Annotated in this window: 13 protein-coding genes; 2 read left to right on the forward strand and 11 right to left on the reverse strand. The window is 62.9% G+C overall.

From position 1 onward, the window contains the following. Positions 1–608: 608 nt before the first annotated feature. The 8 genes from AC07FD_RS09460 to AC07FD_RS09495 form a co-directional block, all read right to left on the reverse strand. On the reverse strand, positions 609–2,297 hold the full coding sequence (locus AC07FD_RS09460) for an ABC transporter ATP-binding protein (protein ID WP_478349621.1): 1,689 nt from the start codon (positions 2,295–2,297) through the stop codon (positions 609–611). Beyond that, positions 2,297–3,241, reverse strand: a complete 945-nt coding sequence (locus AC07FD_RS09465) for an acetamidase/formamidase family protein (RefSeq protein WP_478349622.1) — start codon at positions 3,239–3,241, stop codon at positions 2,297–2,299. The genes AC07FD_RS09460 and AC07FD_RS09465 overlap by 1 nt, the downstream gene beginning before the upstream one ends. A 104-nt stretch (positions 3,242–3,345) precedes the next feature. Then, positions 3,346–4,974 (reverse strand): ABC transporter substrate-binding protein, encoded by a 1,629-nt coding sequence (locus AC07FD_RS09470; protein ID WP_478349623.1) that lies wholly within the window; start codon positions 4,972–4,974, stop codon positions 3,346–3,348. A gap of 30 nt (positions 4,975–5,004) precedes the next feature. Further along, entirely contained in the window at positions 5,005–5,925 is a 921-nt protein-coding gene (locus tag AC07FD_RS09475) for an ABC transporter permease (protein WP_478349624.1), read from the reverse strand. Positions 5,926–5,927: 2 nt separating this feature from the next. Beyond that, positions 5,928–6,776: an ABC transporter permease gene (locus AC07FD_RS09480; protein WP_478349625.1), complete on the reverse strand. Its 849-nt coding sequence runs from the start codon at positions 6,774–6,776 to the stop codon at positions 5,928–5,930. Positions 6,777–6,783: 7 nt separating this feature from the next. Further along, positions 6,784–7,368 carry an ANTAR domain-containing response regulator gene (locus AC07FD_RS09485; RefSeq protein WP_478349626.1) on the reverse strand — a complete coding sequence of 195 codons (585 nt, stop codon included), beginning with the start codon at positions 7,366–7,368 and terminating at the stop codon, positions 6,784–6,786. After that, the gene (locus AC07FD_RS09490) at positions 7,365–8,504 is read right to left on the reverse strand and encodes a transporter substrate-binding domain-containing protein (protein WP_478349627.1); all 1,140 of its coding nucleotides are present in this window, start codon (positions 8,502–8,504) and stop codon (positions 7,365–7,367) included. Before AC07FD_RS09490 ends, AC07FD_RS09485 begins: the two co-directional genes overlap by 4 nt. A gap of 472 nt (positions 8,505–8,976) precedes the next feature. After that, positions 8,977–9,822 (reverse strand): class I SAM-dependent methyltransferase, encoded by an 846-nt coding sequence (locus tag AC07FD_RS09495; protein ID WP_478349628.1) that lies wholly within the window; start codon positions 9,820–9,822, stop codon positions 8,977–8,979. Positions 9,823–10,085: 263 nt separating this feature from the next. Between AC07FD_RS09495 and AC07FD_RS09500 the strand changes: the two genes are divergently transcribed. Then, the gene (locus AC07FD_RS09500) at positions 10,086–10,547 is read left to right on the forward strand and encodes a phasin (protein WP_478349633.1); all 462 of its coding nucleotides are present in this window, start codon (positions 10,086–10,088) and stop codon (positions 10,545–10,547) included. A 76-nt stretch (positions 10,548–10,623) separates the two neighbouring features. On the opposite strand, the gene AC07FD_RS09505 is transcribed toward AC07FD_RS09500, so the two are convergent. Further along, positions 10,624–10,803: a hypothetical protein gene (locus AC07FD_RS09505; RefSeq protein WP_478349629.1), complete on the reverse strand. Its 180-nt coding sequence runs from the start codon at positions 10,801–10,803 to the stop codon at positions 10,624–10,626. 112 nt (positions 10,804–10,915) lie between these two features. On the opposite strand from AC07FD_RS09505, the gene AC07FD_RS09510 reads away from it, so the two are divergent. Further along, on the forward strand, positions 10,916–11,074 hold the full coding sequence (locus AC07FD_RS09510; RefSeq protein ID WP_478349630.1) for a hypothetical protein: 159 nt from the start codon (positions 10,916–10,918) through the stop codon (positions 11,072–11,074). A 795-nt stretch (positions 11,075–11,869) separates the two neighbouring features. Here the strand turns inward: AC07FD_RS09510 and AC07FD_RS09515 are convergent. Further along, positions 11,870–12,127 (reverse strand): hypothetical protein, encoded by a 258-nt coding sequence (locus AC07FD_RS09515; protein WP_478349631.1) that lies wholly within the window; start codon positions 12,125–12,127, stop codon positions 11,870–11,872. 69 nt (positions 12,128–12,196) lie between these two features. After that, positions 12,197–12,590: MarC family protein (locus AC07FD_RS09520; RefSeq protein WP_478349632.1), on the reverse strand; the 394-nt coding region annotated here is incomplete at its 5' end.

The raw sequence follows: 12,590 nt of genomic DNA on the forward strand, positions 1-12,590 counted from the left end.
ACCTGCGGCGAGGAGGCGGCGGCGCAAGGGAATCTAACTTTGCGCCGCTGTTCTCCGAGCCGGTTAATCAAAGCATGAAGAAATTGGCGGGAACGACGTCAGGCGGCGCCCAGGCAAGTCGAACGGACTATCCGCACTGAGGATCTGCGCATTGGCACCAATCAACAAGATTTTGCCGTCGCGACGCAACTGGCTGTGCCGCAACGTTCCCATTTAGCTGTTCATTCAGGCCAACTACTCCCAATCTTCATAGAGCTGTGACAAACCAAAATGTCAGATAGATTTCGGTTGGACGTCGCCGTCTACGTCGCGCAAGCGGCGCGCGTGGGACGCAAGGTCACTTATGGCGAGTTGAGTGCCAGGTTTGGCGACCTGCCAAACGGCTGGGGGTCAATCCTTACTGTAATAGCTAGCCGGCTGCGCAAACGGGGCCTGCCCGCTACTGCCTGTGCTGGTGGTTGCTGTGGATACAGGGCTGCCGCGCGAAACAATTTATCGCCAGTTTGGGCTGGAGAGTGTGGCGGCGACGCGCAGAGAACAGCAGAAACAGCCCGGAGAGTGCCCTTAAGCTTTGCCGCCTCCACCACCACCGCTCGGTCTCTGTAACGCTACTTCTGTGGGTTTGCGACGCGTGGGGCCGGAATGGGCACGGCGGCGATCAACTCGCGTGTGTAGGCCTCGCGTGGCGAGGAAAGCACTGAGCGGCGCGGGCCAGCTTCGACGATGCGGCCGGCACGCATGACGGCGACATCATGGCTCATGCGCTCGACCACCGCCATGTCGTGCGAGATGAAGAGATAGGCAAGCCCGAGCGTCTCCTGCAGCTCCAGCATCAGGTCGAGCACGCGCGCCCGCACCGACACGTCAAGCGCGGCAACGCTCTCGTCGGCGACGATCAGCTTTGGTTCGAGCGCCAGCGCCCTGGCGATACAGATGCGCTGGCGCTGGCCGCCGGAAAATTCGTGCGGATAGCGCGAGGCATGATCGGCGGCGAGCCCCACGCGTCCGAGAAGCGAGGCCACTCGCTCGCGCCGCTCGCTCTTGGTGCCGATGCTATGAATGGCGAGCGGCTCGGCAATTGCCGCACCGACCGTCATGCGCGGGTCGAGCGAGGCGTAGGGATCCTGAAAGATCATCTGCGCGGCGCGCCGCACCGGCCTCATCGCGCTGGCGGAGAGACCCTGGATGGACGTGCCGTCGACAGTCACCGAGCCAATAAAAGGGACAAGGCCGAGCACGGCCTTGCCGGTAGTGGACTTGCCGGACCCGCTTTCGCCGACGAGTCCGAGCGTCTGACCCGGCATTATGTCGAAGGAGACGTCCTGCACCGCCGGTGCCTCCGAGGCGCGGCGGCGGAAGATATTGGAGGAAGCGCCGTAGTCGACGACAAGGTTCTTGACCGCAAGCACCGGAGTGGCGCCGTTTGGTACAGGTGGCGGAGGGGTGGCCGTGACCCGAGGCGGCGTGTCAGTCCCTGCGAATGCACCGAGGCGCGGCACGGCGGCGAGCAATTCGCGCGTGTAGTCGGCTTGCGGCCGCTCGAAGATGTCGAGCACGGATGCTGCCTCGACGATCCGCCCATCGCGCATGACGGCCACTCGGTCGGCCATCTCAGCGACGACGCCCATGTCGTGGGTGATGAGGATAATGGCGGTGCCGAACTCCCGCTTCAACTCCCGCATCAGTTTCAGGATTTGCGCCTGCACGGTAACGTCGAGCGCTGTCGTCGGCTCGTCGGCCAAGAGCACCTTCGGCCGGCACGACAGGGCCATGGCGATCATAACGCGCTGGCGCATGCCGCCGGAGAGTTCGTGCGGGTATTGCTTCATGCGCCGCGCCGGGTCGCTGATGTGCACGACGTCCAGCATATCGCGGGCACGATTTTCAACGCTGGCGCCTTCCGCGCCCTGATGGGTCCGAATCGCCTCGGTCAGCTGCGCGCCGATCGAGTGGACCGGGTTGAGCGAGGTCATCGGCTCCTGGAAGATCATGGCGATCTCGCCGCCCCGCACGTCGCGCATGGCGCGCTCGGACAGGCGCGGCAAGCTCTGGCGTTCAAGCCTGATGTCGCCGCCGGCGATGCGCAGCGAAGTGCGCGGCAACAGGCGCATGATCGAAAGCGCCGTCACCGACTTGCCCGAACCGGACTCACCGGCGATGCACAATGTCTCGCCCGGCGCCAAGGCAAAGCTGATGCCGTCGATGACGCGCCTCGCCCCTTCAGGCGTCAGCGCGTCCACCGACAATTTGTCGACGGTCAGGACGGCATCCTGCTCTGGCCCGGAAGCATCCGCCATCAATTGAAGATGATTCTTGGGAAGTAGAACGAGACGACCCAGTTCGGCATGTCAACGATCTCGCTGATGCGCAGGTCGCCGCAAACCGAGCAGAGCATGTAGGCGTCGACCGGCTTCAGCCCATGCTCCGCGGCAAGCAGGTCGACCATGCGCATGACGCTTTCGCGCGCCGCAGTCATCAGGTCCGGCCCGATGCCGGTGGTGGCCTCGTAGCCGGCCGCGTCGAGATGGCGGGTCACCGGTCCCGGCGTGGTGAAGCGCGGGCTTTGCAGCCGCGCGTCCTTGACCAGCTCGATCGTCGCCTCGACATCCATACGGCTCTCGATGGCGGTGCCGCAGACCTCGCCGTCGCCTTGAGCGGCATGGGTGTCGCCGATCGAAAACAGCGCGCCCTCGACCTCGACCGGCAGATAGAGCGTGGTGCCAGCCGAAAGGTCGCGGATGTCGAGATTGCCGCCGACACGGCGCGGCGGCACGACCGAGTGCAGGCCGGGTTCGGCAGGCGCCACGCCGATCGTGCCGGCGAAGGGTTTTAGCGGTACGCGGCCACCAGGGCCATAGAGCGCCGGCGTCATCGAGGCGGCGTCATATTTCCAGATGTGCAGCGCCGGCTCCTCGAACTGGTCGGCAAGCAGGCCGAAGCCCGGAATGTTGGCGGTCCAGCCGAGGCCCGAAGGTTCGAAATGGCGCAGGGTGATCTTCAGCGCATCGCCTGGCTTTGCGCCTTCGACATAGACCGGTCCGGTCACCGGATTGACCTTGCCGAAATCCATCGTCTTGACATGCTCGACCGTAGAGCTGGCGTTGAACTGCCCGCCCGAGGAATCGAGACATTCGAAATGGATTGTCGAGCCGGGCCTTGCCGTCAGCGCCGGCTCGAAGTCGCGGTTCCAGCCGAAATGATGGCTGGCGCGATGGATGGTGTAGTCGCACTTCAAGCACATGGTTGCTTCTCGTTTTTCTTGGGCAAGCCGCCTCCCGTTTGGGCGGCATCATGGAAAGGTCCCGGCGGCGAGCCGTATGCCTGCCGCCGGGAGATGAGAAGAGCCTATTTGTTCACGTAGATCGCTTCGTAATCGATGACGCGGGTGGGATCGATGTAGATCTCGTCCGGGCCGCCCATGCGCTTGGACTTGGCCACCACGCGGCGTTCGTTGAAGACCGGGATCCAGGGTGCGTCATTGGTCTGGATGTCGGTGAATATCTGCGCCCAGGCCTTGTTGCGCTCCTCGGTCTTGGCCGGTACCGGCATGGCGTCAGCGGCCTGGCCGCGGGCGTCGATGTCCTTGTTGCAGTACCACGACCAGTTCCAGCCGCCGGCAACGGCGCTGCCGCAGCCCAGGATCGGCCCGTAGAAGTCGGACGGATCCGGGAAGTCGGCGATCCAGCCGAGGCCGCCGGACCAGACCATCGGCGCCTGCCCCTGCGTGCCGCCGGCGGCGATCACGTTCGGGTTCGCCACCGCCTTGATCTCGGCCTTAACGCCGATCGCCGCCAAATCCTGCTGGATCGCCTGGGTGATGCGCGGCTGCGGATCGGTGTTAGAGGTGTAGATCTGCGTCGAGAAGCCGTCCTTCAACCCGGCTTCGGCAAGCAGCGCCTTGGCCTTTTCGGGGTCGTAGGCGTAGCCCTTGTAGCTCTGGTCATAGCCCGGCATCAGCGGCGGCAGCACCTGGCCGGCCGGCGTGGCGCGGCCGTTGATGATGCGCACGATGCGGTCCTTGTTGATGGCCATGTTGACGGCCTGCCGCACCTTGGCATTGTCGAAGGGCTTCACTTGGGTGTTCAAGGTGACATAGCTGGTCTCGAGCTGCTGGCGGTCGACGATCATGCCCTCGAACTCGGCCGACTTCTTCATCTCGAGGTATTTCGCCGGCGGGATGCCGTCGCCGGCGATATCGACCTCGCCCTTCTGCAGGCGCAGCAGCGCCACCAGCGGTTCTTGGCCGACCTCGACGGTGAAGCTATCGACATGCGGCCGGTCCTTGACGAAATAGTCGGGGTTCCTCTGGAAGACGAGGCGCTGGCCGATCGTCCATTCCTTCAGCGTGAAGGCGCCACTGCCGGCCGGGTGCTTGCCGAAGTCGCCATTGGCGGCTTCCACCGCCTCTTTCGGCACGACCGAAGCGAAGTTGAGCGCCAGCACGTTGAGGAAGGTGGCGTCGGGCTGCGACAAGGTGAACTTGACCGTGTGATCGTCGACCGCGGTGATGCCGTCCAACGTGTCGGCAGTGCCAGCGGTCATCTTGTCGGCGCCGACGATGGAGTGGAAGAAACCGGCGCCCGGGCCTTGCGTCTTCGGGTTGACCGCGCGCTCGATCGACCATTTCACGTCCGCCGCCGTCACCTCGCGGCCGTTGGTGAACTTGACGCCCGGATGCAGTTTGAAAGTGTAGATCTTGCCGTCGTCGGAGACGTCGTAGCTGTCGGCAAGCGCCGGCCCGAGCTCCGTCGTGCCGGGCTTGTAGTCGACGAGGCGCGAGAACAGCGCGTTGATCATCGACCAGTTCTGCCAGTCGTAACCGACGGCCGGGTCGAGCGTGGCGATGTCGTCCTTATAGGTGACGATGATGTCGCCGCCATTGTTCGGCGTGTCGGCGAAGGCAAGCTTGGCCGGCACCAGGGCGGAGGTGGCGAGCAAGGCCGCCAGGCCCATCCTTTTGGCGAATTTGTTCATTGAGTTCACTCCCTCTGTTGGTTTTGTTGGTTATTGGCTGCGGATGCGCGGGTCGACGAAGGGCGCGATGAAGTCGGCAAGCAGGTTGCCGAGCACGATGGCCAGCGCCGAGACCAGGGTGACGCCCATGATGATGGGCACGTCGACTTGCTGGATGGCCTGCCAGGCGAGCTGGCCGATGCCGGGCCAGCCATAGACGGCCTCGACCACGACAACGCCGCTCATGAACTGGCCGATGTCGATGCCGACCATGGCGATAATCGGCAAAAGCGCGTTGGGCAGCGCGTGGCTTAGCACGACGCGGCGGCCGCTGAGACCCTTGGCGTGGGCCGTGCGCACATAGTCCTGGCGCAGTACCTCGATCATGGCCGAGCGCACCATGCGCGCATACCATCCGGCGCCGAGCACGCCGAGTGTCAGCGCCGGCAGCACCACATGCCGCGCGGTGCCGAAACCGGACATTGGGAACCAGCCTAGTGTGGCGGCAAAGACGTATAAAAGCAGCAGCGCGACGACGAATTGCGGCGACGAGACGCCTACGAAGGACAGCATCATGATTGAGCGGTCGACGAAACCGCCGCGCCAAACCGCCGCGATGATGCCGAAGGTCAGACCAAGTGCCACCTCGACGACGATGCCGGCGGCCATGAGCACCAGCGTCGCCGGCAGGCGCGCCAGGATTAGCGGCAGCACCTCGGTCTTCTGCGTATAGGAGCGGCCGAGATCGCCATGCAGCAAAGAGCCGACATAGTGCAGGAACTGCATGAGCAAGGGCTGGTCGAGGCCGAGCTCATGCCGGATGGCGGCCACCATCTGCGGCGTCGCGGAGCGGCCGGCGATCAGGACGGCGGGGTCGGCCGGCAGGTAGTAGAGCAGAAGGAAAGTGATGGCGGCGACGCCTAGCAGGATCAGCACGGCCTGGACGAGACGGCGAGCGAGGAAGACGGCCATCGTCACAGCCTCCCGCGCTGCGTCGGGTCAAGGATGTCGCGCAACGCGTCGCCGATCAGGTTGAACGACAAGGCTGTGGCAAGGATGATCGCGCCGGGGATGAACACCAGCCAGGGCGCATCCTGAAAATAGCTCTGGCTTTCGAAGATGATGTTGCCCCAGGAGGGCTGTGGCGGCTGCACGCCGATGCCGAGGAAGGACAAGGTCGCTTCCAAAAGCACCGTGGTGGCGATGCCGAGCGTGCCCCAGACGATTGCCGTCGGCATCAGATGGGGAAGGATGTGCAGAAAGATGATGCGGCCGTTGCCGGCCCCAAGCGAACGCTCGGCGACGATAAAGTCGCGTTCCACCAGGCCGCGCGTTTCGGTGTAGACGATGCGGGCGACCTGCACCCAGTTGACCAGGGCGATCACCATGGCGACGATCCACAGGCTGGGCTTGAGCAGCGCCGCGAGCGCGATGGCTAGCAGCAGAGCCGGGAATGCCATCATCAGGTCGGTGAAGCGCATCAGCAAATTGCCGACAGTGCCGCGCAAATAGCCAGCGAGCAGCCCGACCAGAAGCCCGATCGCAACGGCTACGCCATTGGCGACGAGACCGATAATGAGCGACGTGCGGGCGCCGAACAGCACGCGCGAGAAGAGATCGCGGCCGAGCGTGTCGGTGCCGAACAAATGCTCGCCGCTGGGTGGCAGCGGCGCGCCTTCGAGCGACAGGCCGTCGGTGAGCTGGTTGTCCGGCGAGAAGTGCACGATCCACGGCGCGAAGATCGCCGCCAGCAAAACGCTCACGACCACGATCAGCCCGAACAGGGCGGAAGGCCGTCTGACAAGTTCGCGCAGGACCCGCATGCGGCGCCTACATGGCCCGCGGCACGGGCTCGTGCCCGGCGACGATGGCGGCGGCGACGTGCTCGACGGTGAGCCGGCGCTGCATTGCGAGGTGGCACAGGATGCGATAGGCGCCGGCCTCATCCGTGCCCTGCGCGGCCATGATGGAGCGCATCGCGTCGTAGACGATCGGCCGTAACCGCAGGCGCTCCTCCAGGCCGGCAATGCGCGCCCGCACAGCCGTGCGTTCGTGGTGGGCGTGCGTGGCAAGCACCAGCGCCGGGTATACCGAGGAGGCGACGACGGGCTTTGCGATGAGCGCGCCGGCGCCCTTCGCAAGCGCCCAGGCGATGCGGCCCGGCGCTTCGGAACCCAAGAGCGCAACCACCGGAACCGGCGCGTCGTCGCCATCCCATGGCAGAAGATCGTTCCAGCCCTGGTCGGCGTCGACGAGGACGAGATCGGCCGGCGTTTCGGCAAGATCAAGCGGCTTCCACTGCACCAGAACGGTGACGCCCAGCCGTTCGAGCTGCCGCTTCACGCGCTCGATGTTGTCGTCGGCGCGATGCAGGATCGCGGCGCGCCATGAAACGAAATTCGGCGTCCGCGTCATTGCACCACCCTCAGATGCGGGGCGTGCTGGATAGGCAGCGTGCCTACGAGATAAGGGTCGGCGGCGATGGCGCCACGCGAGGCGATGATGTCGAAGCCGGAGCGCTCGTTGATGCGGCCAAGATGGAAAGGCAAGGCGGCATGATTGGTGCGCGGATCGATGGCCAGCGTCCCGAGTACGGTTTGCCGCGGCCGGGCATGCAGGAAGCCGCGTACGCTGGCGGGGTCGTCGCGGTCGGCCTCCGACACCGCCTCGGCGCAAAGCTTCACGGCGGCGTAGGCGCCGGCAAAGAAGCTGGAGACGCGACGCCCGGGGCCGAAGCGGGCGGCGACGCGTTGCTTGAAGCTGCGATTCTCTAACGACGCCAGGCTTTCGAAATAGGAGGCTGTCGAGAGCTGGCCGACGGCCACGCCCGGCTCGATCTCACTCAGCTCGCATTCCGTCAGGTCGCAGCTCAACACCGGGCAGCGTTCCGGCGCGAAGGCGGGATCGCGCTCCCCCAGCCGCTTGACGGCGGCAAGGAAGGCATAGCTCGACGGGCCGATCATGTTGTTGAGGATGAAGTCCGGCCGGTGGCGCTCCAGATCGGCGATCAGTAGGCCGACATCGGTCTCCTCGATCGGCAGACAACGCTCGCCAAGCACCTCGCCGCCGGCGCGCATGAGAAGCTCGCGCCCCAGCCTATTCATCTCCCAGCCCCAGACATAGTTGGCGCCGGCGAGATAGACGCGCTTGCCGTGGCGCGGCAGCATATAGTCGAATAGCGGTATCAGATGCTGGTTGGGACAGGCGCCGGTGTAGATGACGTTTTCGTTGGCCTCGAAACCTTCATAGGGGCAAATGTACCAGAGCAGCCCGTCATATTTCTCCACTAGCGGGACGACATCCTTGCGCGACAACGAGGTGATGGTGCCGATCACATTGCGGCAGCCATCGTCGCGCAGCATGGTGCGGATCAGATCGAGGTAGCGCTCCGGCTGGCCGGCGGGATCGCCGAAGACCGGCTCGATACGCACGGGACTACCGGCTTTCTCAAGTTCCTCGATGGCGAACTCGGCGCCGGCGCGGCAATCGCGCCCGATCGCCCGGTAGGGACCGCTGGTTGAATAGAGGATGCCGACCCTGAACGTCTTCACCCGGACCTCAAAAAAACAAAGGCCCCACACGCATCCCATGCTCCATGAGACGCGGCGAGGCCATGCTGCCCTTGCCCGGCCTTGCCGGACGCGGGAAATGTGCGCTTGCGGAATAGAACACGAGCAGGCGCACGCTTGTCAACGGCGACTTGCTTGAATGGAATGGCTTGGAGGTTAGCTCATTAAACGGTCGGCTTCGAAATGGAGAATGCAGGTCAGTCCACAGTCTGCATTTCGGCCGGCCTACTGAAGGCTGCCGGTTAGAATGCGAGCCGATCGACTGCCTTCTATCCGGCAAGGGAAACGCCCGATCCTGGCGTAATCACGATCTCCAAGTGGTCGGAAGCATGTCCGCTTTCGTGAAGCGGCGAGGCTGACCTCTACGACCGAGATGCGACGCGAAGCAGTCGTTCGAGATGGGTGGCCAGGAAAGGATTCGTACGGACTACCTGTCGCTCCAGTCTTGTTATGGCTAGTTCGAGGCATGCGACCAGGCGCCCACTTCCGAGCGACTCACGATCACACTACCCGCCTCGATTTCGCGCTGCATGCGCTGTCCCAAAGTTTCAATATCGACCTCAGCGGCCGTCGCAACTCCCCGGCTTTGGATTTCCGGCAGCATCGTGACAATGAGTTCGGCGGTCTGGTGTGACCATTCGAATCCGCCCTTGGTTCCCCCAACGACCGCCTCCATGTGCATTGAGGGCGCGGGCAATCCAGCCGCACGGAATGCTGCATCGAGCTTGATACCCATATTGGTCTCGATACCGCTGCGCCGAAACGTGTCGACGATCCATCGACAGCAATGGTCGTAGGTCGGCGCCGGCGGGCTGGATCGACAGCCGTCCCAATCCGGCTCATGGAAGACGATGGTCCCTCCAGGCCTGACATGACGAGCGACGCCACGCACCATGGCGACAGGATCAGGTTGAAACATCAGAACGTAGCGGCCGATCACGGCGTCGAACGGTCGGTCGAACGAGAGTGCCGCGGGATCGCCTTCACGAAAGCTGACATTCTGGATCGGATGCTCCGCCGCGCGCCGCTCCGCCGCCGCAAGGGCCGCTGGGGCTCGATCTGCGCCGACGACCTGACCCTCGCTGCCAACCATCTCGGAAACCAGGAATGTAACGTCGCCCGCGCCACAGCCGACGTCGAGCACGCGCATCCCGGGACTCATGCCCGCAGAGAGCAAGATTCTTCGCGTGATCGGGTTAATGATGCCGGCCTGATGGCCGAGACGCCTAATCTCGCGCTCGGAATGGACGAGAATATACGGGACGTGAACGTCGGCACGAGCGCTACCTGCGACTTCCATGGCCTGCCTCCCCTCATAAGACCGTTCCCCAAATAGGGACATCGCGTTCGTCGACGACTATGCGCCGATGCGGCAGCCAGTCAACGAGACTCGCTGAACCGGCCGGGGCCGGGTAGTCCGTTCCGCTCCGTGCGGGACCGGTGGTCAAAGTCATGGTGCAGCGCAACAAAGATGTTGCATTGCACACAAACTTCCGTTAGGTAATGCTAATACAAATGCGAAGGCTTCTTAAAAGTCGCCCCCCCCAAACGAAGGATGAAACGATGTCCAAGACCACTGAAAAGACCGCTGAATTTATCGAAAACGCGTACCCCGCTTTTGATGCATCCAAGGCCATCGAGCAGGTCAGCGCTTTCACGGAAAAGGGCGTTGAGCAGTCGAAAGAAGTTCTCGCCAAATTCAAGGCGGATTCGGAGACGACCCAGAAGGCTCTCGAGACGAGCTTCGCATCCGCCAAAGCCGCTTCCAGCAACCTGTCGCTGAAGACAATTGCCGTTCTGCGCGCCAACACCGAAGCCGCCTTCTCTCATTTCGAAGCCCTAATTGCCGTAAAGTCGCCTTCCGAATTCGTTGAACTGCAGGCCGCCTTCGTCCGTAAGCAGGTTGAAAGTGCCGTCGAGCAGACCAGGGAACTACAGGCCGTCACGACCAAAGCCGTCGAGGACGTATCCGAGCCGATCAAGTCCGCCTTCGAGAAGGCGGTCAAGGACCTCAAGGTCGCCTAGCTTTTTCTGGGGCGGATAGAGCGGGGCGGGTTGTCGCGGCTCTCCATTAGGAGAGCCGCGGCTAACTATGCACTTGTCAGTCCTCTTCCTTCAAATTCTCGGCTTCGTCCTTCAGCTTCGGCCAGTCCGCGCCGTGCTTGCGGAGCAGGCCGCGCGCCTGGTTGGGCGACAAGTCCGTAACTTCAGTGAGGTGTTGAACCTCTAGCTCCTGGCCCTTTACTACCCGGCTCGCGCCGCTTGATTTCTTGACGGCCATTTCTGCGTCCTTCCCCGGTGTACCAAACAGATGAACGAGCACCGGTCTGCATGGTTCCGGCATACGGAACTATCTGCCTGCCGCGTGGTTTCTCCGTCGAAGGAGAACCACCATGCTTAGACTGTTGATCCGCCTCGGTGCGATCTATGCGGCGTTTCAAATCGGCAGGGAATACGGCCGCGCCGAGACGGAGGTCATGCTGTTGCCGTCCGTCGACTATGAGAGACGCCCATCGGCAAGGAACGAGGCGGAGTTTGGGGAGCCGACCTAAGTGCGGTTCCGACTAGTGCAAATCGAATGCTTGGCCTGCATCCCTCAACTGCTGAAGCGTCTTTCCGGCGCAACTTCCCGACCAGTCGCCGCCCACCGCTTCGGCGGTTCCGTGAACCGTCACAGTACCAGCCTGCCTATCCGGCGAAATGTATACGGCAACGCCGTCCGGATCGATCTTCGCCAGGTAGAATGAGCGATCAGTCCCGCTGAGTTCGCAGTGCACCATGAACGGGAAGTCGCTGAATGAGGGCTCGCTAGCCGCAAGTGCTTGAAAGCTGAGCACCGCTGCAACCGAAAAAAACAATCACGGCAACGAGGGAAATTTGTCTGGCCATCTCGCGCTCCTTCGTCGAGCCACCGCCAAAACACTATGTGTCAAAAGGAGTTTCAAGCGTGCAACGATCTCACCGCCACGTCAATCTAGCATATTTAGACACAGACTCGTCGTCGGCCGTAAGGCACCGGCAGTCAAAACCTCGGCAAATCTCGGCCTTGCGAACCCGCTCCCAAGTCTGAAGGTTGCGGGCCCCGCCTGCACTGCTCTCACACAGCGGTCGACCGACAGCCTGCACGCTCAGTGAACGAACATCAGCGGGCTCCCCTCCGTGAAGTCGGACCAGGCGGTGTCGAGTGAAATGACGCTGACGATCTTTGAACCGCAGCTCCCGCGGCAATCGCCACCAGTTCACAGCCCTGTTTCAAGCCAGGCGAGGGCCTCGTCCGTTTCCGCTAATGCAAATTGCTTGATCTTGGGATGGACCCGGCAGACTGGCGCCGCGCGGTATGATCTTTACTAATTCACAATCCGTGACATGGCATTCTTTGGATCTGTTGATGGTGGTCGGAGACGAATTTCAGATGTGCCACGAACGCCTCGAAACTCTCCCAGCTGGGGAATGACTCCGTTCGGATCATCAGGCGTCGGCCGGTTCTGCGAACTGCTGTCTGCTTCGATCTGCTCAGCGAATTTTGCGAAATCGGCTTCCTCAAGAGGTCCGTCTGCAGTCGCGATCAGGATGTCTGGTTCGTTCAACAGCTCGAAACGAAGCATTGAGGCTTCTCCTCTTTTAGGCAGGTGACGCCGGCTGGCACCGCAATCGCCGGCCGGTTCAGGACCAGTTTAGCCCGCCCCTCCAGCGTAGGCACCGATCAAGTGCAAATTGTGAAGGATTACCTGCAGACCCAAGGCAGCCTGGGTCACGCCAAGCACCACCGCAAACACTTGCAGTGCGGTTCCGGTCCATCTGAGAATAGTCTCAGCAAACTGCATCGCCAGCCAATTGAGAGCCAGGATCAGCGACACAATTCCGGCCACTGTGATTGACTGGTCGTGGTGACCAGTGGCCAGGGTCGCAAACACGATGACTGCGGCAATGCCGTAAGGCGTGACGATCGTCGGGAAAGCAAGGGGTGTGAGTGCAAGACCCAAGTCCGCCTGCTGGCCATACTCCTGCTGCGGTCCCGGCACGCCGGCGGACTGATGCAGCACGGTCTGCAAGGCCACAAGAAACAGG

It is taken from the genome of Mesorhizobium waitakense, from assembly GCF_056431085.1.